General features: G+C 52.4%; 15 protein-coding genes, 3 pseudogenes and 1 riboswitch. Of the genes and pseudogenes, 8 read left to right on the forward strand and 10 right to left on the reverse strand.

The window, feature by feature from the left end; translation table 11 throughout:
• Nucleotides 1-105: 105 nt before the first annotated feature.
• From ACELLULO517_RS26035 to ACELLULO517_RS29090, 3 genes and pseudogenes are all read left to right on the forward strand, one after another.
• Nucleotides 106-207: pseudogene (locus tag ACELLULO517_RS26035) on the forward strand (IS481 family transposase); the annotation flags it as partial.
• A gap of 264 nt (nucleotides 208-471) precedes the next feature.
• Nucleotides 472-1,989: a hypothetical protein gene (locus tag ACELLULO517_RS26040; protein WP_227310411.1), complete on the forward strand. Its 1,518-nt coding sequence runs from the start codon at nucleotides 472-474 to the stop codon at nucleotides 1,987-1,989.
• A 279-nt stretch (nucleotides 1,990-2,268) separates the two neighbouring features.
• Nucleotides 2,269-2,537, forward strand: a pseudogene (locus tag ACELLULO517_RS29090) (DUF1330 domain-containing protein).
• 595 nt (nucleotides 2,538-3,132) lie between these two features.
• On the opposite strand, the gene ACELLULO517_RS26050 reads toward ACELLULO517_RS29090, so the two are convergent.
• Nucleotides 3,133-3,582 carry a DUF302 domain-containing protein gene (locus tag ACELLULO517_RS26050; protein WP_227310413.1) on the reverse strand — a complete coding sequence of 150 codons (450 nt, stop codon included), beginning with the start codon at nucleotides 3,580-3,582 and terminating at the stop codon, nucleotides 3,133-3,135.
• A 102-nt stretch (nucleotides 3,583-3,684) separates the two neighbouring features.
• On the opposite strand from ACELLULO517_RS26050, the gene ACELLULO517_RS26055 reads away from it, so the two are divergent.
• Entirely contained in the window at nucleotides 3,685-4,659 is a 975-nt protein-coding gene (locus ACELLULO517_RS26055) for a GlxA family transcriptional regulator (RefSeq protein ID WP_227310414.1), read from the forward strand.
• Between the two features lie 511 nt (nucleotides 4,660-5,170).
• Nucleotides 5,171-6,337, forward strand: coding sequence for a mandelate racemase/muconate lactonizing enzyme family protein (locus ACELLULO517_RS26060; RefSeq protein WP_227310415.1), 1,167 nt, complete (start codon nucleotides 5,171-5,173; stop codon nucleotides 6,335-6,337).
• 251 nt (nucleotides 6,338-6,588) lie between these two features.
• Here ACELLULO517_RS26060 and ACELLULO517_RS26065 read toward each other — a convergent pair whose 3' ends face one another.
• Together ACELLULO517_RS26065 and ACELLULO517_RS26070 are read right to left on the reverse strand one after the other, a co-directional pair.
• A complete protein-coding gene (locus tag ACELLULO517_RS26065) occupies nucleotides 6,589-6,954 on the reverse strand; it encodes a cupin domain-containing protein (RefSeq protein WP_227310417.1) in 366 nt (121 codons plus the stop codon).
• A 60-nt stretch (nucleotides 6,955-7,014) separates the two neighbouring features.
• The gene (locus tag ACELLULO517_RS26070; RefSeq protein ID WP_227310418.1) at nucleotides 7,015-7,959 is read right to left on the reverse strand and encodes an NAD(P)-dependent oxidoreductase; all 945 of its coding nucleotides are present in this window, start codon (nucleotides 7,957-7,959) and stop codon (nucleotides 7,015-7,017) included.
• Between the two features lie 845 nt (nucleotides 7,960-8,804).
• Between ACELLULO517_RS26070 and ACELLULO517_RS26075 the strand changes: the two genes are divergently transcribed.
• Nucleotides 8,805-9,215: a cupin domain-containing protein gene (locus tag ACELLULO517_RS26075; RefSeq protein WP_227310420.1), complete on the forward strand. Its 411-nt coding sequence runs from the start codon at nucleotides 8,805-8,807 to the stop codon at nucleotides 9,213-9,215.
• 230 nt (nucleotides 9,216-9,445) lie between these two features.
• On the opposite strand, the gene ACELLULO517_RS26080 is transcribed toward ACELLULO517_RS26075, so the two are convergent.
• The 5 genes from ACELLULO517_RS26080 to ACELLULO517_RS26100 form a co-directional block, all read right to left on the reverse strand.
• Nucleotides 9,446-10,692 (reverse strand): IS3 family transposase gene (locus ACELLULO517_RS26080; protein ID WP_227310421.1). Its coding sequence is split into 2 segments (ribosomal slippage): nucleotides 9,446-10,353 and nucleotides 10,353-10,692, totalling 1,248 coding nucleotides; the frame shifts between segments, so codons are not numbered across the junction.
• Nucleotides 10,693-10,879: 187 nt separating this feature from the next.
• Nucleotides 10,880-11,977: an epoxide hydrolase family protein gene (locus ACELLULO517_RS26085; protein ID WP_227310423.1), complete on the reverse strand. Its 1,098-nt coding sequence runs from the start codon at nucleotides 11,975-11,977 to the stop codon at nucleotides 10,880-10,882.
• Nucleotides 11,978-12,055: 78 nt separating this feature from the next.
• Nucleotides 12,056-12,928: a carbohydrate ABC transporter permease gene (locus tag ACELLULO517_RS26090; protein WP_227310425.1), complete on the reverse strand. Its 873-nt coding sequence runs from the start codon at nucleotides 12,926-12,928 to the stop codon at nucleotides 12,056-12,058.
• 44 nt (nucleotides 12,929-12,972) lie between these two features.
• A complete protein-coding gene (locus tag ACELLULO517_RS26095) occupies nucleotides 12,973-13,923 on the reverse strand; it encodes a carbohydrate ABC transporter permease (RefSeq protein ID WP_227310426.1) in 951 nt (316 codons plus the stop codon).
• A 141-nt stretch (nucleotides 13,924-14,064) separates the two neighbouring features.
• Complete coding sequence (locus ACELLULO517_RS26100) at nucleotides 14,065-15,438, reverse strand: ABC transporter substrate-binding protein (RefSeq protein ID WP_227310428.1); 1,374 nt, start codon at nucleotides 15,436-15,438, stop codon at nucleotides 14,065-14,067.
• Between the two features lie 127 nt (nucleotides 15,439-15,565).
• On the opposite strand from ACELLULO517_RS26100, the gene ACELLULO517_RS26105 reads away from it, so the two are divergent.
• Nucleotides 15,566-15,796, forward strand: a complete 231-nt coding sequence (locus tag ACELLULO517_RS26105; protein WP_227310430.1) for a hypothetical protein — start codon at nucleotides 15,566-15,568, stop codon at nucleotides 15,794-15,796.
• A gap of 400 nt (nucleotides 15,797-16,196) precedes the next feature.
• Here ACELLULO517_RS26105 and ACELLULO517_RS26110 read toward each other — a convergent pair whose 3' ends face one another.
• Nucleotides 16,197-17,717, reverse strand: coding sequence for an amino acid permease (locus tag ACELLULO517_RS26110; protein ID WP_227310432.1), 1,521 nt, complete (start codon nucleotides 17,715-17,717; stop codon nucleotides 16,197-16,199).
• A gap of 237 nt (nucleotides 17,718-17,954) precedes the next feature.
• Nucleotides 17,955-18,041, forward strand: a riboswitch (glycine riboswitch).
• A 149-nt stretch (nucleotides 18,042-18,190) separates the two neighbouring features.
• Between ACELLULO517_RS26110 and ACELLULO517_RS26115 the strand changes: the two genes are divergently transcribed.
• On the forward strand, nucleotides 18,191-19,432 hold the full coding sequence (locus ACELLULO517_RS26115) for a D-amino acid dehydrogenase (RefSeq protein ID WP_227310434.1): 1,242 nt from the start codon (nucleotides 18,191-18,193) through the stop codon (nucleotides 19,430-19,432).
• A 184-nt stretch (nucleotides 19,433-19,616) separates the two neighbouring features.
• Here the strand turns inward: ACELLULO517_RS26115 and ACELLULO517_RS29095 are convergent.
• A pseudogene (locus ACELLULO517_RS29095) lies at nucleotides 19,617-20,408 on the reverse strand (NAD(P)/FAD-dependent oxidoreductase).
• Nucleotides 20,409-21,178: the final 770 nt, after the last annotated feature.

Below are 21,178 nucleotides of genomic sequence, written 5' to 3' on the forward strand. Positions count from 1 at the left end.
AGGCCCCTGTCTGCTCGTCTGTCCCACGCATCTGACACTCCAATCCCAACAGAACCAGAGAATCAGATCAGCGCCCGTCATGCATCTAAATTTCCGCAACCTGTTAGAGGCCTGACCCCTCATCAGTTCATCTGCAAAACCTGGACAAATGAGCCAGAAAGATTCAGAGTAAATCCACTCCATCAAATGCCGGGACTAAACACCTAACCCACTCCGCGATGTGGTCTGCGCGTTCCTGCACTGTGAGTTCGGCGCAACAAAGGTTTTCGCTGAACTCGCAAAGCTTGGCGTTTGGCATCGCCCTGCGGGGTCTGGAGCTGGACCATAATTACCGCCGCGTTACCTCATCTCCAATGGCTAAAGCCGCGATCCCAGACCCAAATGAGGCTAGTCCAGGAAGGGCAGGCTCAAGCACAATGACCGAAAGCGTTTTGTCTGAAAGCAGTTTTGATTTTGCAGCAGGAGATGACCGTGCCGAAGCGCCCGCTTCTTCTAGATGGCTTTGATAGTCGGTTGATTGCTCCCGTGCAAAGTCATGATATTGCTCCTGAGTCAGGTCAGGATAGCTATAAGCCCGAACTCATCCGAACCCGGCTCCTCGGAATGATCGAGCTTTTATTTGGCGGCAAAATTCTTGTCACAGAAGGATGGGCTCTCGACTCAATCAGCTTCATCATCATCGGTGGAGAAATTGCTCAGGCGAACGCCGCTGTGGCGAACCGCCCAGAGAACGTCAGGTTGCCAACATACAGTCCCCTGCTAATGGAGAGCCGCAGAGGTCCAAACTTCTTCAAAGTGATGGATGCTTACCTTCATCGATCAGAAGTACGGTGGCACGCGTTTCCTGCGGACTTCAAGAGTGAAGCGTCGCGCAAAGCGCTCCGACAAGTTTTAGATCCAAATGCGCACAGTCAATCGAAGGAGTTTTATGATCTTCTGCAGCACATCACTCGTGGCAGGGATTCCCTTTTTGCTAACTTCAGTGCGCTTGCAAAGTATTTTGGAGTAAATGAAGAGCGGTTCGTTGAAAGTCGTATCGAAGAGAAAGTGTTTCATAGGTACTTCCGCCAGCATCTGAAAACGTTCGCCAACTATCAAAAGAGCTTCAGAATCGACGACCCGATTGCTGAGGAGCTAGTCCGCGCCCGCAGTTTGATTGTGAAAAGCGGCCATATTTTTGAAACGTCAACCAGGGCAATGAATTATGTTGAGGAAACGTTTGCGCCGGAGGTTGCCGCTCACTTGCGGCACACGATCACCGCGGGCTATCTGGATACAAGCGCCTATTTGACAGGGTCAAACCGGACAAGCCCTCAAGTAGATAGAGATGCGGGTTTGACTACTTGGCTGACCAATTTTCTCCCCGACGTAAGTCGACATAACCAAATCACCTATGCGGCCCAAATCCAAACCGGATTTGAGCGTTTGTCAAAAACACCGATCATGGGAGTATTCGATAAAGTTTGTTATTGGGTCCCGTTGTGGGAGAAGGTCATCGCTCTGGCCAGAAGTGATGCGTGGCGAGCTTTGGTTGAAAAATTTCGACGTGCTGCGGTCGAGGGTGGTATCGAAGCGGCTCTGCGATCCGCCTCTTTCAACCTTTTGGAAGAGAAGCTTGCCACAGAGATACCCGAATTGGTCTTGCAGCAGAGCACGATCGATCGAATTCGGTTTCAACTGAACCTTGGTCCTGGCAACGCAGCGCGTAACATCCGCATCGGGTCCGCCGCTACAAAAATAGTCACCGGATCGATCGGTGCAGCTGCCACCGCAAAGGGACTTGAACATCTGTTTCAAGTCGATGTTGGCAGTGAGATCCTAAAAGTAGCGCAAAATTCCTGGCCGGTAATATCGGCCGTTGGCGGGGCCGCCACTGCTATGATAACGGCCCACCTTGGAATCGATCTCGGATCTAAAGACGCCGGCGTCGGGTTGTCGAAGCGTATTACCCCGCTGAGAGATCTGGCCCAGTTGATAGATGACTCTTAATAAACTCAACCTTTTCGCCCGGTTGAGATCGTCGATAAACTCATCGCCGGCAACGAGAACAGCGCGGAGGCGCTATTGGAGTTCGACGGTGCTATTCGCGGTGAGCACGGCGGAGCACGCGAGGCTGCTGGACGAAAGAAGATAGCGACTGAGCTTCCTCCGCATGACCCTAAGACTAGAGAAATCAGGAATGACAACGCTAAACTTGATTTTATCAGCCGGCGAGAAAAAGTTGCGTACGCGGCGGAACCAAAAGCCTATGCTCTCGCGCAGATTACATTGTTTGACCCCGCCGCCTATTCCGCGTCGGGCTATCCCGCCATGGTAGAAGCCGCGGTTGCTGCATATGGTGGACGCTATGTCGTCCGTGGTGGTTCGCCTGAAGCCCTAGAAGGCACAGCATCTGGTGACTGGACGGTGATCTAGAATTTCCATCACGTGCGCTAGCTCGCGCTTGGCACGAAAGCGAGATCTATGCACCAGCAATTAAATTACGGCGAAACCTGTCTATTGGACGTTTAACATTACTAGACCGATGTGCCGTCTAGCAGAACTTGTCTCGATGAGATGAGGCGTTACCAAGTGTTGTTGAAGAGACAGAATTCATCTCTAGAGGACGGCCGAGAGAATTCAAAAATGACCGGCACCAATTTCCGTTATAAAAACGGCGTTCCAAGAAAAAAGCGTTGGTAGTTAGGATGTCGGTGGCTTGCGCGGCTCACTTCAAGCCGTCACTGGCAACAGAATGTCATCACGAGTGAGGAAGCGGTGAAAAAGTTCAGCTCGTGGTGTGAGGCTTAGGAAACATGGGGAAACTCCATGCGATCCCCTTTGTGGATTATCGAGACGGCGCCTTGAGATAAAGGGCATATTCAAGTGGGATCGAAAACGTGGAAAATGAATCAACGGAATGGCCGCGATGCTATCGCCTTGGAAGCTTCGTTAAGACAGCGACAGTCATGAGGATGTAGAGAAGCTCGACAACGGTATGGTCGTGAATTTCCGTGTACGATGATTTTTTATCGATTATGATCAGGGACTGCCGAAGGCTACCCATTGGATCATCCCAAAGATACAGCGCACGAACGAGCCAAGATAGGTAGAATGTTTTTTGACCATAGCATTTTTCCCGAATTGAGCGGCTCAGCAAATTTCCGAGACCAGACTCTCCAAGACTTTGTCTAACTCAGCTGCGAGTGTGGTGAGGGTTGGGTAACGTCCTAGCAGTGCTGTGGCTGTGCAATATCTGACGGTGACCGTATAGTCAGGCATGGATAACACAATTAACTTTAACGGGATTTCCGGGACAGCACTGGGATCTGCAATCAACAATCTTTCTAAATAGCGAGGATGAAAGACTAGAAGTTGGCGGGCAGGCAGCATGGCGTAGTCAGCACGCGCGGCGAGCATCTGAGGGTTGATTTCATGGATTAGCCACAGATCATGAGCAGAAATGGCCTGTCTCAAGCGTTCCAAAGTAGCCTCAAACTCAAAAAGAGAAAGGGCTTCTCTCTGATGAGAAGGATTTGAGGGGGCACCGTAAACAATAGCGATGCGATCATCGCTTAGGTCATGCAAGTGAGAGGACGTCATGGCGGATCTCCGGTGGTTTGCAACGCCGTTCGCCCAAGAGCCTAGATTTCCGCCCGTTCGCGAGCTAGGGTCGATCATGTCAATCTTGGGGTCATTCACGACATGCAGTTGGCCATCTTGGTGCTTGATGGCGTTTTTGATACCGGCCTGACGGTGCTCCTGGACAGTTTCTCTACAGCGAACGAGCTGGCAGCTGCTCAAGGCATCCCTTTCCCTCTGTTTAATGTCACCCTTGTTGGAATGCAGAAGCAAGTTCGCACTGGCTTGGGACTTACCGTTCTGGTTGAGCCGGTGAGCGTGGCGGCGTATCCGGATTGGGTGATAGTGCCGGCATTGAATGCGAAAGGACCTGACCATCTGAGCCAGGCACTATCACGGGAGGACGTGAAGAGGGCTGTCGCGCAGTTGCGCCTTTGGCATGAGAGTGGCTGTGCCGTGGCAGGCGCGTGCATCGGAACCTTTCTCCTTGCCGAGGCGGGCCTACTGGATGGCGTCGACGCGACAACTAGCTGGTCCTTGGCGCCCTTTTTCAGGCAGCGCTACCCAACGACACGGCTCAGCGATGTTCAGATGATCGCAGTGAGCGGTAATGTTGTCACTGCTGGTGCGGTTATGGGTCATATGGACCTTGCATTATGGTTGATGCGACGGTCGAGTCCCGAAATTGCAGACTTGGTTGCCCGTTACATGTTGGATGCTCGCGGGTCGTTCCATGGTCGGCATATTATGCCGGATCATCTCGCTCACTCCGATCCACTGATCGCTAAATTCGAAAGATGGGCAAGAGAGCACCTCGCATCGGGGTTTTCACTGCAGGCGGCAGCCTCGGCACTGGCGGTGGGTCCGCGCACTCTGCAACGTCGCATGGAAAGTCTGTTGGGAAAGTCCCCACTTGCTTTCGTTCAAGATCTCCGGGTGGAGCGTGCTCAGCATCTCCTCGCCATGGGGCAAAATATCGAGAGGATAGCGGCAGAGGTGGGATATGCCGACGCGGCAACTCTAAGAACGTTAATGCGGCGGCAACTCGGCAACGGCGTACGAGAATTGAGAGCGGTCATGCGCGGGCTAGACCCATAACATAGGCCAAGCTTGCCAGCGCTTGATCCGGCACCATGGCGATGGTCCGCGATGGGTCGGTAGCGATCCCCGGCCTATTTCGGATGAGACGATTTGCGATGAATTGCGACGAAGCTTGTGATAACAACTCCCACCTAGCCAAATTCGAACGTTTCATCCGGTAGCGGTTTGCGAGTGGGGCTGGCGAAGCCAATGGCACAGCCTTTGCAGTAATGGAGTGAAGCTGAAAATCTCAGCCAACCCTTATTCTATGTGACGCTCGCGATGCCTGACAATCTTTGTAGCCAATCCCTAACTACGTTGAGCGCCACCTTCGCTTGTGCGCACGACGGCAGTTTTCTTTCGCCATTGCACACAGGCTCCCATCAATTGCTGACGCCGACGGGTTGTAGAATGGCATCGATCGACGATTAGCAAGGAAATCTAATTAGCGCCATGCTCGCCATGAAACGATTTCACCGCGGGCGCGTTATCGATCAATACAAATTTTCCTCAGCCTGGAGATTTTCGCATGCGTGTTACTAATGTTCGTGCCTATCATGTTCCCTCCGGAGGCGTTCGCCCAGTACTAGTTGAGGTTGAAACCGATGCCGGAATTACCGGATGGGGCGAAGCTGCTGTCGCTTACGGCATGGGAGCTCACGCCGCCGTTGGCATGGTGTCGGACGTCGCATATCGTATCATCGGCGCAGACCCAAATTATCCACGGCACGTCTACCATACGCTTTATGATAATTCATTCTGGGCCAAGGGCGGCGGCGCCATAGTGTTTGCCGCTATCAGCGCCATCGACCAGGCACTGTGGGACATCAAGGGCAAGGCGGCCGGCGTTCCTGTCTACCAATTCTTCGGAGGAAAATTTGCCGACCGCGCACAGGTTTACGCGAATGGCTGGAACTATCACTGCAATGATTCCGATGAATGGGCCAAAGCCGCCGAACGCCCGATGCGCGATGGTTATAAAATCTTGAAATGCTACCCGCTAGCTACACAGCAGATGGGGCGGACGTTGGTGCACGCACAACGTAGGATGCAGACACAGGAAGACTTTCAGCGCACGCTAGATCGAATCCGCAAACTCAAGAATGTAGTCGGCAACCAAGCTGAAATTATGATCGACCTATCTGGAGGGCTGAACAACGATCAGCTGCTTCGCGTGCTCAATTTATGCGAGGAAATTGATGTTCTCTGGGTTGAGGAGCCGTTCGACGCTTTTAACCTCACGGGCCTAAAAAATATCGCCGGGCGCTATAAGTTCCCCATAGCTGCAGGCGAACGTGTATATACCCGCAGCGGCTTTCGTAACATGCTCGATAGCGGCGGGGTCGACGTAGTGATGCCGGATGTTGGTAATTGCGGCGGTGTCTTCGAATTGGTGCAGATCGCCGCGATGGCAGAAGCTTACAACGCCCGAGTCTCGCCACACAACTGCGCGTCCTCACTTTGCACGGCGGCCTCGCTCCAGGCCTGGGCTGCCTGCGCTAATGCCATGCAGCTGGAAATCTATCCCTATCTGCCAGAATCGGATGGATATGTGCAAGTTTTGGACGACGCGCCTGAAGAGCGGATCAAGGATGGCTGGCTCAGTGTTTCAGATGCACCCGGTCTTGGTGCGACAGTCAATGTGGATCGCCTTCGTCCGTATTGTCAGTTCGACTTTCGAAAGGCAAATGGTTGAACCGCAAATCCGAAATGAGCAGTCTAGGGACACGGTGGCCTCAAACGACTGTGTCTTTGGTCGTTCTACTTTCTATAGTGAACCATCAATGACGGGCTACCTTTGATAAAACACCGGTTCGACGCAGCAATCCGTTCAAGCTTTTAAGACAAGAAAATGCATAAAAGCCGTTGGGTCGCATCAATGCAACCCAACGGTTTTTATCTTTTAAAGCGATATCGCCGGCAGTCTTTACTGACGACGCAGATGCTTCATTTGGACAGTTTGGTGTACGTGTACTTCGTACGTCCAAGCGCATTCGGGTTAGGACCCCACACGCAGAACAATTTCGCGTATCCCTTAGCAGTGTAACGCCCGAAAGCTCCCGCGGGAATTAGAACCGCGTCACCGGGATTGAGTTCAACCTCAACCCCATCAACTTCGATGAGAATTTGCCCTTCCACCATATAGTTCCACTCATCAAAGCCAAGCTCAGCGGTCAAAGCTTCAGCTTCGAGCTCCCATACGCATAGTATGGGTTCCATCCAGCCTTTGGGATCTGCAGTATTGATCCACCAGGTCCGCGGCTCTCCGGAAGGAGCCTCCAGTAGGCCGGCTGGATATTTAACAATTGCCATTGCTTTTCTCTTCACTTACGGTTGAGATGTTTGCCAAGTCGTCCATGAGCCCGATTCGAATTACTTGGCCTGAAATACCTCGAACAATGAGGCGTCGTCTTTCAGGCCGTAGCCCCGATCAACAGCATCTTGGAAGATCGAGACGAGCGTATCAGGAAACAGGCTCTGTAACCCGGCTGCTTTGGTCGCATTTACCATTAACTTGGCCGCACCTAGGTCTGTATTCAGCGCGACGTTAACCGTGGAGGTATAGTCGCGGTTCAAAATCATTGTGCGGTATGAACGATTTTGCGATTCAACTTGATGCATAAAGGACTGCGTCAAATCGAAATATTGGTCAAGGTCGAGGCCCGTGGCAGAACAGAAGGCGGCACCATACAAGCTGCCGACCACGCCCGCCCAATATACGCTTAGAAAGGCAAAATCACCTAGGCAGGCGTTGTCGATTTTCTCGCCGACATAGGTTGTGCGGCCGGCCATGCTTTTCAGCGGTCCTTCGTAGCGATCAAATTGCTCACGCCGGCCCGCGTAGAAGATCACGGTCGTCTCGGCGCCAATCTCCACGGGCGTCGTGGCGATTTTCGCATCGAGATAATTAATGCCGTTCTCGCTGGCCCAAGCGCCGAACTTGACCGCTTCCTCTGGGACAGCGGTCCCCATCATGATTAGGGTCTTGCCTTTGAGCGCGCTTTTGATGTCGTTGTTATCGAATACAGTTAAGGCTCCATCGTAGCTGGGGAAACAGCACAAAACCAGCTCAGCGGCTTCGCAAGCGGCGACGGCGGTTTCTGCGACGGCGCATTTGCCACGGAAGCTTTCCCGGCGATCAACACCGCGATTCCATACAATCAAATCGTTGCCGCCATTTATGATTGAATTTGCAAGGGCTGAGCCCATAGCGCCGAGTCCAAGCATGGCGATTTTCGGCTTTGCGGCCTGCGGTTCTCCAGCCATTTGATATCTATCCTTCAGATAATGATCGAGGTTATTGACGCTGATCGCCAAATCGCGCGCACCGAACGAGGCTAGTCCGATACCACTAGAGGTGTGATCTGCAAGCGTTGTGCCAGGGCACCGAGACCGGATCAGGCGTATCGTACTCACGCTGAACGCAGATTGCTTGGAGAGGACGGTGGCGGACCCAGCCAACGCGTTGAGGAGAATGGAGAAGTAATAAGAAAATTTGCGACTGATTGAGACTGGCCTCGCCTTCCTTCGACCACTGTCGAGTCAGCTTGCCTCATCTGTTTTCAATTTGGCTAAATCCGCTTCATGAGTATCCGATCTCAAAATCTCCACCGGATCAAAAGCTCTGCGAACCCGTCTCTGGCGCGTCGTAAGGGCTTGCGCAACGGGCTGGTGGGTGCCAGGGGGTTGGCAGGCAGGATGATCGCCGGCGCCTGCGGGGGAGTGTCGCATGTCCATCGTGTGGTGCCGCGGCAAGACAAGCGGCGTAGACAGCCAACTTTTCTACTCAAAAAAACCGCCGGCCGGCATAGCGGCGATCGTCGCTTCGCCCGCCTTATGTCAAAAAATCTGGTGATCATAGCCTTCAGCCATCATTGAAAAGGCAAGTCTTGGCACGACGTTTGCTTCGTGTCACCGCAAGGGCTCATGTTCGATCCCCCACATTGTTCGACATAAATGCACATGCTCTTAACTTTTGGGCGGCCTGAAGAGGAATTTGATGCCCACAATAATTGTCGAAAATGTAGCGAAGATGTTTGACGATAACGCTGCAATTCGGGATGTGAGGGTGGCAATCGATCCTGCCAGGCTTCACATGCTGCATGTGGCAGGTGCTTTTAGCAAAGCAGCTTGTCTAACTGCTTAAATCAGGAAAAATATTTATGGACCAAGTCAAATACCCGGCGCCGATGCTCGAAAGCGAACACGGTCCGAAGCACAAGTGGATCACTCCTTTAAATGCTGAAGGCTGGACTGATCCGGTCTTCTCTTTTTGGGAGATGACAGCTGAGTACTGGACCGATCGCCACTTCCATGCTGAATGGAATTATGTTGTTGAAGGACAACTATTTATCGAAGTCGATGGTATAAAAGTAGAGCTGAATGCAGGTGATGTTGGTTGCGTTCCCGCAGGACGTGTGGGTCACTACTCGGCACCTAAATACGCGAAGATGTTCGCTGTGTATGGCCCCAACCCGAATGGGACAAAGCCCACAGATATGACATACAAAAAGCTTAGCGACGGAGATTCGTCGCCACCGAAGGCTTGGTCGCTCAAAACCCCAGGGTTGTAACTTCAACATAAATTTAAGCTTAGCGAAACGCATTGCTCGATGAAACGCCAGTCACGATGCCCAAAATTACTTTACGCGGTCTCAATCATATGGGACCAAATTAGGGAAAACGCTGCTGGCGGCAGACCATGATCTTACGATTTGGAGTCGCGGCTGCCTCTGGCCGCGACTCCTTTCAGGGTAAATGCCAATAGCGCGGCCGTGGCCCGCGCGCAGGCTGTTGTTGCCCCTTAATTTTCGGACAGTGCGACCTCACCAGTTGGATTTGCTTTGAGAGCGATGAACTCGCGAGGGGATCGATAGCCGAGCGCGCGGTGCGGATGCAATGCGTTGTAATGTTCAAACCAGATGGGAAGCGATTGAATGACGGTGGCGGCGTCTGGCTTGGGATTGAACGCCACATAATCGCGTTTGAAGGTTCGCTCGAAGGCTTCGGCCATACCGTTGGATTGCGGGCTTTCAATTGGCGTGTGCAAAGAAAGGAGGCCGATCTCGCGCGCAAACCGGCGTGTGTCGGCCGCCGTGTAGCAGGAGCCGTTGTCCGTCAGCCATTCAATGGTTGTGGGCAATCGGTTGAGGCGGCTGAAGCGCTGATCGACAGCCGTGACCATCAAATCGCGGATATCGTCGCTCTTGATGCCCGCGGTTGTCGCAACATGGCTCATGGCCTCCCGGTCGCAGCAGTCGAGGGCAAAAGCGACACGAACGCGCTCCGCATTGTCACAAGCAAATTCAAATCCATCGGAGCACCAGCGAAGATTGGATTGCTCGACAGCAACGCGTCCATCGTGCTGGCGTTCTGCGTGGCCACCAGCGTGTTTCTGCAGGAGAAGGCCATGCTTCTTCATGATCCGATAGACACGTTTGCGGTTTGCAGACGGCGCACCCCGGGCTTCGGACCGGCGCCGCAACACGGCCCATACCCGCGGATAATCGTAGGACGGCATCTCGGCGATCACAGCCATGATCTCGCTCACCAACGGCTCTTCGGGCTGAGCTGGGCGTCCCTGGCGCTTGGAAGGGCCCTGTACGACGCGGCGTGCGACATTCGACCGTGCCACGCCGAGCGTCTCGCAGACCGCCGTCATGGGGAACTGTCTCGTGGCAGCGACAGCAGCCGCAACGGCCGTTTTTTTGAGTCCGTTGCAACCTCCAGCGCTTCTTTCAGGATCTCGGTTTCCAGCGTCTTCTTGCCCATAAGACGCTGGAGTTCGCGGATCATATCCTGCTGAGCCCGGAAGGCCGATGCCGGGACAACCTCTTCCTCGGCTTGGGTTGCTGTCAAAGCGCCCTGTTCGGCCAGGCGTCTCCAAGTGAAGAGCTGGTTCGGTGACACACCGCGCCGGCGCGCGACAAGGCTCACCGTGGCGCCCGGTTCACGGGTCTCGTCGACCATCGCCAGCTTTTCCGCCACAGACCAACGCCGTCGGCGTTCCGGTCCAGGCAAAACCTCGGTCCGAGGATAAGAACCAGTCATATAACTAACCCTTATTTAAGGGTGAGCCACGTCCGCAGATTAAGGGGGTACGTTCACAGGCTGGGTCAGCAAGGCATGATGAAAAGCAGTCCGAAATAAAACACGGAGCTCGTCAAAAACAAAAGAGGAAGCCGTACAGCTTCCTCCTTCATTCCCACTTTACTTACAAGCGTTTTGAAAGGCGCTCTTAGCTCAAGCCGCGTATAAAATCACTCAGATCTCCCGCGAATAATTCAGGCTCCTCGAAGGCAGTGAAATGGCCGCCAGTAGGAAACTCGCTCCACCGCACCACGTTATAGAAGCGCTCGGCGATCGAGCGTGGTGCTTTTAAAATTTCGGCAGGAAATGTCGCAATCCCTGTCGGAATGTCGATCGTGAAGGTGCGGCCGGTGGTGTTTCCCTCGTAATAAGACCGGAACGACGGGCCAATGGTTTGCGTCGCCCAATAGATTGTCAGATTTGTGAGCAGATCATCCATCGTGAAACGCGTTAGGATATCACCACCGCAATCGCTCCAGGCGCGCAATTTTTCTATGATCCACGATGCAAGACCTGCCGGTGAGTCGTTTAACGCCACCGCTGCCGTTTGCGGCTTCGTATTATGAAGCGCCCAATAGGCTCCTTCATTTTTTGTCCATTCAGCGACGTAGGCGAAATAGGCGAGTTCGTCCTTCGTCGCATCGGCTGGAATAGCATCTGGAAGATGGCCATCGAGGTCTGTAATGTGAAGGCCACGAACCACAGTTGGGTGTCTGTGCGCGATGTCGGATGCAACAAATCCGCCGATATCGCCTCCGTGCACAAAATAGGATTCAAAACCGAGCGCTGACATCATTTCAACCATCACGTCCGCCATGCGCTCCGTACCGACACCTCGGCGGGTAGGTCGTTCGGAAAAGCCATAGCCAGGTAGTGAAGGAACAACGAGCGTGAAGTCCTTAAGAAGGGGCAACACCTTACTATAACGCCAAAATGTATCCGGCCATCCATGCAGAAGAATTAAGGCAGGGCTAAGCGGATCTGCTGCGCGCTGGATCAGGGCATGGACTTTGAGGCCGCAGGCATCGACGAGCACATGTTCATGCTGATTCATCTCTTTCTCGGCAACGCGCCAATCGAACTCCTCACTCCAATAGGTCATGACTGTTTTGAGAAAGCCGATATCGGTCCCGTAGTCCCAACCGCCGCCCTCGACAGAATCAGTCCATCGCGTAGCCCGCACCCGAGACTGCAGATCTAATAGAGTAGCATCTGGAACTGAAATGGTAAATGGAGAAACAGCCACGACAGAATTCCTCTGCTATTTGACGGAAAACTTGGTAGACATATGAATCATTAAATCGACGGCAATGCCCAAACGGAATCAGCGCGTTGTGCGGCTTACCTTGAAGCCTGCGGTAAATATGCGTGAAGATGCAAGGTATAACGCCACGACCGGGAACGAATAAATAATACAATAAGCCGCTAACGTGCCGTATTGACAACTGACACTGCTTATAAAACCAAAAAGTTGCGCGGGACTCGGCTGTTGCTCGCTCGACGAAATCAGCACGATTGGAATTAGAAAATTTCCCCAGGACATGATAAAACCATAGATCGCTGCGGCCGCAATCCCCGGCAAGGAGATCGGCAGGATTATTTTAAAAAGTATTCTTAGTGTCGATGCTTTTTCAATCCGGGCAGCCTCTTCCAAATCCAATGGAATAGCATCAATGGCATTTTTGATGATGTAAAGTTCAAACGGAAGGCAGGTAATTCCAAGGATTATTGAGGCTGGAAGAAGCGATAGAAGGTTCCAGCTCTGAAAAACTTCGAATATTGGAATAATTAATATCGAGATTGGAACACCGGCTAAAAACAATATGCTGAAAAGAATGACATTCTTGCTAGGGAGCCGATGCCGCGAAAATGAATAAGCACCGAAGAAGGCTGGGATGGTGGCGACCGCTGTCGCAATACCCGAAATTATCACGCTGTTTAGCAAAGCCCACATCAAATCGGGCGCCATCGCGTGTTGAAAATTGATGGTTGAAAAATGGGGCCATTGAAGTTCCTGCGTTGCCTGAGAATCACATGCCGCCAGCACTAACCATAGCAGAGGAACCGAAAACATCAGGGCTACAAACAATGTTCCGATATTAACACCTATGGTAACGCGTCCAAACTTGGGAAGCACCACAGGCCGCCCGCTTGGTTTGTAGGGCTTTTCTTTCTCTAGAGATGCAACGCCGGTCAAATAAAGTCTCCTGTCAAAATGCAAATAACTAAGTTAGGTCTAATTCAGATCGCGCGGCGTTCCGCTCTGCTCTCCAGACGGGATATTGCGCCGAAAATAATGCCGATTGCTGCGGTAATCAGTACGATCACGTTGCCCAACATCGCGCCATATCCCAATCTGTGAAAGGTAAATCCTTCCATGTAGGAATAGACCGGTAAGATATTTGTTGCATCCTGGGGGCCGCCGCCTGTCATGATATAGATAATTGTGAAATTACCGAATGAGAGCAGTGTCATTAACAACGCGGAAGTCAATACGGTTGGCCTTAGCACGGGAAATACGACTCGGCGAAAAATACGAGCTGAGCTTGCCCCTTCGAGTTTGGCGGCTTCGACGATATCTTCAGGGACATTTTTTAAAGCCGCGGCAAACAAAAGCATCGCTAGTCCGCATAGCGACCAACAATTGGCACAGGAAACCACTAGCATCGGAACAGTGTATAAAACGCCTGTGTCCCCCATTCCTAACATCTCGGAAAAAATGCCGCCATGTGAGGTTACGGTCCACCAGATCACCGCGACCGTGGTTGGGGGCAGCGTCGTTGCCAATACGACGATGGTACCGATGAGCGACCTTAAGCTTGGTATAGCGCGCTGCATCAGCATGGCAATCAACAAGCCCACGGCTGTTGACGCCACCGCTCCAGAAAAAATAACAAATATGATCGTAAGGTATACGGATTTTCCGAACAGATCATCCCGCCACATCGCCTGGACGTTATGCATGCCGGTAAAATGCCAATTAACAGAATTAGGCCCAATCAGCGAAAGATTGGTAAATCCAATATAAGCTGAATACCCAATTGGCGCGAGAAAGGCGGCGAGCAATATGCCGGCCGGCAGCAGCAGAGGTACGCTCAACCACTGAAAGCGAACCCTGTCGAGACGGGCATTTTTGTTTACCTTCACGCCTTTACCCGGCGCTACCGGTGGCAGTTCGATAGAATTTGCCATTTTACCCCTGCAGCTCTTACATCTACTTATTCTAACAGACTCTGACAAAGCCTTGGCCAACGAGCAAGATCGGGTATCCTCGATCCTGCTCGTTTATCGGATTTCTCTATTACAAGTATGCGACTGGCCCTTCGACGATTTTTATCGCGTTTCAACCTGATCGTCGGAAAGCTGGTTGGTAACCGTATCTTTCAGCTTCGCGATTGCGTCATCTACCGACATATTTGGGTTAAGCACCACGGCGTCAGTTGCTTGCAAAAAGCCTACCGCCCAGATCGCGAAATTGGGATCGGCGGGAACACCACCGGCGATCGGAATAAGCGCGCCAAACTTAGCTCGGTATGGGTTTTCGTCTACATAGCTAGGCGTATTCAAAACATCGGTCTGCGACGGAAGTCCACCAATTTCGATGGCAGCCGAGAGCTGATTTTCGGGTTTCATCGCAAGCTCGATAAACTTAATAGCGAGATCGCGATTCGGGGTCTTGGCATAAACAACCAGTGGCCATCCGACCAAAGCCGACGCGATACCGATGCCACCGCCGTTTATGGTCGGCAAGTTCGCGTATCCCATTTCCTTCGCAGAATCTGGATAATAAGGGTTAGAAACTTCCTTAGACCAAATATCCGGCATCCAGTTACCCATCACCGCGATGCCGACCTGGTGCTTCGGCATAAAGGCTGGAAGATTATCGGTATTTTGTGCGCTCAACACCTGACTCGCCGGCGCGATTAAGCCTTTCTGTGAAATCTCCTTGTAAAAGGCGATTGTTTCACGAAGGCCCTTGCTATCCACAACCCATTTGCCCGTTTTCGGATCAAGGATTGTCGGGTCTGATGACCCGAGTAGAAAGCTCAGACCGCCATAGCCTACCATGGCAAGACCACCCGCCTCACCCGACATCGCGTAAAGCGGCCAGGTTTTAGGATTTGCTTTTTTTAGGTTTTCGGCTGCAACAACGATATCCGCCCAGGTCTTCGGCTGCCAAGGCATTGGAATACCAGCAGCTTTAAACAGCGTTTTATCATAGTATAGCGCCATGTCATTTTCGGCATGGCTGACACCGTAAACCTTACCGGCGATCGAGCTCTGCGTTTTAATCGACTGTGGAATATTATTCCAGAAAGGCTGGTCCTTCAGATAAGCGTTGAGCGGAAGAAGATAACCGCTGCTACTCCAAAGGCTTTCGTCCTGATCGAATATTTCAAGCAGGTCTGGCGCCGTCGAGGGAGACCGTAACAGCAATGAAATCTTATTCTCAAAGTCAATGAAGCTGCCGGGAAGCCCGATCTTCTGAACTTTGACGCCCGGGTTCGCTGCTTCAAATTCAGTAGATATATTATTCCACCAAGCATTGCAAAGCGTGGTGGAAATCGGCACGTAGTCGCAAGAATATGCAATCTTGAATACGACCGGTTCCTGAGCTGAAGCGCTGGATTCCATTGCTCCTAGGACGCCCAGACTGACCGCGGCCGGCAGAACAAGATAGTTAAATAGATTTCGACGGAATTTCATTTTAGCTAGTCTCCTGTGTGGAAAACGATTGAATGGCGAAATTGGATTCCAATCCTCTGGAACTAGAACTTGGCACTCACCAAGTGTCTCGGGATGGTGGGCTAAGTTCAGAGACCGGAGATATGAAGTGGAGCCATCAGCGAAATATAGGCCAATCGATTTAGTTTCTGCCGAACCAGCTCCATCAAAAGTTGGCCCAGCAGAGGCGATGCACGAATCATTTGTTCACCTGAAAATCAATCCCGCTGTTTTCGGGTTAACGATGGTAGCGCGCCAACTTCCTCCGCCATTGTATATGGCAATTTTCATGCCAAGAATGCACACTAACGTTGATATTTCAACAAAAGTACGCTTTTGAAATCCTGAGTGAGAATACATGTTGGTCGTGAGACAAGAACCTTAGAAAGGATTTATGTGAAAGTCGTGCTCAATTGTTATGAGGTTTAAAATAACAGGTCTAGGAAGTTGTAATAAAGCGGCGAGATCAGATGCGATTCTTGATCACTAGTCGACCGTATCTGAGAACATTGCGAGTTTAACAGGTTGGGATGCGGCACCGCGTTTTTACTACGGCACCATTCTGAATATCCAAGGTTAGCTTAGTCGCCGATTTACCCGGCTATAGCTCCAATTCTCATCAGTCTCAGTCTCATTTAGTCTAATAGAGTCGCTCGTCTCACGGGATGCGCTTTCACACAGATCCTGATAAGCGAAGCTAAGACGTTCGAAACGCCGACGTTGACTTATTGTCAAAGCTGTTATGAGTCACCGATCACTGTGTTCTCTATCGAGAGATCGTGGCGGCGAACCGCTAGAAGTTGTGGTGTAAGCGGAGGGCCAGGGAACCGGCGGCGCTCTATCGCGAACCAGCCGATAGCCAGGAGAAGCAGGATTCCGATAAAGTAATTCAAGAGAACCTGCGTCGGTGGTTGCAGTCCTACCCAGATGACGTAGACGCCGCCGACGATACCAATGATCCTAAACAACTTTGACCAGCCGCCAAGCCGAAACGGTCCGTAAATGTGATGCTTCGAAAAGAGTGCCGCACAAATCGCCATTCCATAACTGAGCTGATAGAAAAGTGCTGTGCCAGCGATGAGCGCAGAAAAAGCGGAGGAATAGAGGGTCGTGCATACCGCAAGGATGGCACCGCACCAGATCGCGACAGCGGGTGTGCGATATTTATGGGAGACAAGACGCAAAGCAGAAGGCAGACCTCGGTCGCGGGCAAAGGCAAAAATGGCACGCGAGAATCCGGTGAGGCAGCACGTGCCACAAACGTAAGATGCCACGACGAGTGCGACCGCGATAAAGTCCTTGACGATGGTGGGCGCCTGGGTCTGACCGAACATGACAGAGAACGCATTGGCGCCTTGTTTGGCAATCTGGTCCTGATCAGCCATAGCGAGACCGAGCGCTGTGAAAATGACGATACCCAGCAGCGCTGAGAATGAAGCGGACTGTACCATCGCACGCGGAACGGCTCGCGCTGCGTCAATGGTTTCTTCCGAGGTGTGCGCTGACGCGTCATAGGATGTGATGATCCACATCGGTAGAAGGATTGCATAACCCAAAACAAGCGCAATATTGCCGGTATGGGGAACAACGTCTCCGCCAAGCGTGCCTGTGTTATTTGTAAAAGTGAAGATGTGTTCGAGGTTCTGCGGGTGGATATTGTAAAGCAGGATGGACAGCAATGCGACCGCGCCGATAAACGTCATATAAGCACCAAATTCTCCAAATCGAGCAAGCGTTCGCACCCCGACATGGTTGAGAATAGCTTGGGATGTCACGATGACAACGACTCCCACAACCTGATGCCAGTATCCCCAGCTTGACGTGTCTATATGCAGAACCCATCCGAGGATCATCTGAGTGAAGAGCAGGTAGATGGCGACGGCGGTCCCCGCGACCGAGAATGTGTACGCGAGGAGGTTTAACCAAGCGGTCGCCCAACCCCAACCGCGCCCGCCAAATACGGATGACCAGTGGTAAAGGCCGCCGGCCGTCGGGATGGCAGATGCGATTTCGGCCAGAGACAAAGCTGTCGATACGGCGATGGCACTGCCGATGAGCCAGCCGACACTAACTCCGAACATGCCGGCACTGCCAATGCCCTGCTGCATGTTGATACAGGCACACCAGAAGACTCCGATCACCATGAAAGACATGGCGAAATTACCGAAGCTCGACATCAGCCGGCGCAATTCCTGCGTATAGCCAAACTTTTGCAATATTTCCGTGTCGTTATCGACGACTTGGTCATCGAACTTATCCATGAGCCATCGTCCCTTAAAAAATTCAAGCACGCCAGAAGCAGTTATTCGACGATAGCAAAAAGGATGCCAAAGTTTGCGGCGGCGTTGATGTCGGCTGTCTGCCTTTGAAGAAGAGTTGAAATCGTCCTTCCGAAGCGTCCTGTGCGGACAGGTTGGGACCCTATAAACAGAGTATGATCCCCGTAGAGGCGGCGGCGGGAATTTCGGCATGAGACTTGCTGGACCAACGATTGTCGAAACAGCCTCTCGGGAGAGACCGGGATTAATCGGCGCCGAAGGAGCAACCCCCCGGAAACTCTCAGGCAAAAGGACTGAGAGGCTGGACAATCTGGAGAGAGATGGCGCAGATCAGTCGTGTCATCCACCGAAGGGGAAATCTGGCACCGCCGGACAAACTCTCAGGTACAAGGGACAGATGGGGACAGTCGCCGCGGTCTTACAGCCGTGGATTTTACAGCCAAGAGGTTTGCTCTGTGCCCCATATAGCCGTCATTGGTGCCGGTATCACCGGTATGACAACTGCATACGCTCTGTTGAACCGTGGACACAAAGTTACGGTGATCGAGCGCCATCCCTATCCAGCGATGGAGACTTCCTTCGCCAACGGTGGACAGCTTTCGGTTAGCAATGCCGAAGTTTGGAACCACGCATCAACCGTTATCAAAGGGCTAAAGTGGATGACGCGAAAAGACGCGCCACTTTTGGTTCATCCTGCCCCAACATGGCATAAAGCATCATGGATGGCGGAGTTCGTCGGCCAAATCCCCCGGTACCATGTCAACACCGTCGAGACTGTCCGCCTTGCTTTGACCGCTCGCAAATATATGCTCGAGATCGCCGAAAAAGAGCATATTGACTTCAATCTTGAACGGCGTGGCATTCTGCATTTCTATTACAACAAGGCCAGTTTCGAGCATGCGGGGGTTGTTAGTCAGATGCTCAAGGAAGGCGGATTGGACCGTCATCCTGTCACTCAGGCTGAAATCAAAGACATTGAGCCGGCTCTGAATGGACAGTTTTATGGGGGCTATTTCACTCCTTCGGATTCGACCGGAGATATCCACAAATTTACCCGTGGTCTTGCCGACGTGTGCGCGAGGCTGGGGATGAACTTTGTCGGGAACGCCGAGGTGGTGAGGATCACCCACCTCGGCGGACAGGGTATCGAGATCGCCTGGCAGAAGAAGGGGCCAGGCGAAAGCACGGCGCAAAGTCTTGGGCGATTTGACTCCGTCGTTATGTGCGCGGGTGTCGGGACGCGACGACTGGCGGCAATGCTCGGCGATCGGGTGAATATTTATCCTGTGAAAGGCTATTCCATCACCGTGCATCTTGACAGCGAGACGAGCCGCAAAGCCGTACCTTGGGTGAGTCTGCTTGACGACAAGGCGAAGATTGTGACTAGCCGGCTTGGAGAGGACCGATTTAGGGTAGCGGGCACTGCTGAGTTTCGCGGTGAAAATCGGGACATACGGGCCGACCGTATCCAACCTCTAGTGGCATGGTGCCGCAAGCTTTTCCCGCGAATGGATACTGACCGTGTGATCCCCTGGGCGGGGCTGCGGCCAATGATGCCTAATATGCTTCCGCGCGTGGCCAAGGGACGCCAGGAGCGCGTGTTCTACAATAGCGGCCATGGCCACTTGGGCTGGACTTTGTCGGCTGCGACCGCAGAAATTATCGCACAACAAATAACCTCGGAAACGCCGGCCTAGCCGGTCGCTGGTCTAACTTGCCGCTGCTCCATCCGCATGGCCATTGGCTCATGGCGCGGCGCAGCGGCACAACAATCCTCCAGGGAAATCACGATTCTAAGTTCCGTCAGGATGCGAATAGATACCAGGGACATCTCATCACAGTGATTTGCGAGCACTTGTCGCAGTCCGATAGACATACCGCTCACACGAGATCTGCGGCGCCGGCCGCTCCCCGCCAAGCATGAGTCTCCACCGCCTCCGGAACGTTTCGGCTCATACACGCGTAGCTTGAAAAACTTTTAACGTTCGGACGCAATGAGGGAAGTCCAGCAAGCGCAACGTTTGTAGCTAGTACGACGTTTGTAGCTTTGAGATCACCCGAAGGCGTTTGGCGAAGAAAACCCACTTCCACTTCCGTAGCTCGCTGCACAAGAGTATCCTCAAAGACGGTGCAGCCACGCCGAAGAATTTCGGAACGAAGATGATACGCCAAACATCCCTGACGCACCGTCGCGCCCTCGGAATACAATAAGCCACCACGGAAAATCGGAGACCATAGATGCTGTCTCATCTCATCTTGGGATACTGGTGAGACACTTGAGGCTAATCCCAGTGCTCTAGCGACCTCCGATGCTCCTGAAATTATGGTGTCTTGTCCTTTGCTCATGGAAATCAGCAGATTGCCGCCTTCACTCTACTGACAATCCCAACCGCTGGCCGTACAAAAATTGCGAACCAGATCCTGCGAGCGGTCTCCCAGACGCGCAGCATATAACGCGTCTGAATCACCGAGCTGATGGGAGAGAAGCTCCAGGCTAGACCTGTAGCCATCAACCTTACCAACATTACACGAGCTGGCGCCGTATCCGTAGCAATAAGCATCTAATATCGCGATACGCAAAGTAGGACGTCGGTCCAGCAAAGCGATTGCAGTCCACATGCTGGCAAAGCCACCACCAACGATGGCGACGTCTACACGCAAGCTCCCCGTCAATGGCGGTCGGGGAGGTGTGCAGGCTTGAACGTATTAGACGTCCAGCAACCACCATGAGTGTCCCTGTCTTCGGTGTGCGTCGGGAGGCGTCACTAGGCCCGTAGAGGCTCTGACTCCAACCGGAGTAATTGCGGGGAACTTAGAAAAAAGTTGGAAAGGCTAAGCAATGGTCGCGCGATCAATATCTAAGACATTGTTTTATACGCTTCTTGACTTTTTCCTCATTTAAAAGCCCTGCGTCGCCAAATATGCCGCATAGTATATCTGCTGGTGGGCGTCGCGAAGATAACCAAAACCAGTCACTCTTAAGCCGTCGCAATTAATCTCGAATCGTCGCATTCGGATATATGAATTATCTGCGAACGGATAAGCTTGCTAGGCGTCAACGCCCGCAGAACGTATCGGGCTGATTGAAAGAAGGGCGTGCTTCCCGCGCGTTTTAGCCCTGAAGGTCGTGACGGCGAGACGGATTTCTGCGGGCCAGTTCGGAGCCGATGGTTATCCATGATATTCGGTGCGTTCTCCCCGAGCGGCAGGATTTGCAAGAGTAGAAAAGCCGAATCGCGTTCGCGGAAAGAGCACTGCATATTGAGTTGGGCTTCGCTTTAGCTCAATGACCCGCAAAATCGAAACCCAATGCGGGTGTCTTTTTCGAGATCGAATCCCAACATCATAGTCTGCATCGTGGTCGATTCATATTCCAAAAATACCAGTCGTTCAAAGCCGCCGGACAAGAGCGGAGGGGGCATTCCTCTGAATATGTTCGTGGA

Source organism: Acidisoma cellulosilyticum (assembly GCF_020621385.1).
In the GTDB taxonomy this organism is placed as follows: Bacteria; Pseudomonadota; Alphaproteobacteria; order Acetobacterales; family Acetobacteraceae; genus Acidisoma; species Acidisoma cellulosilyticum.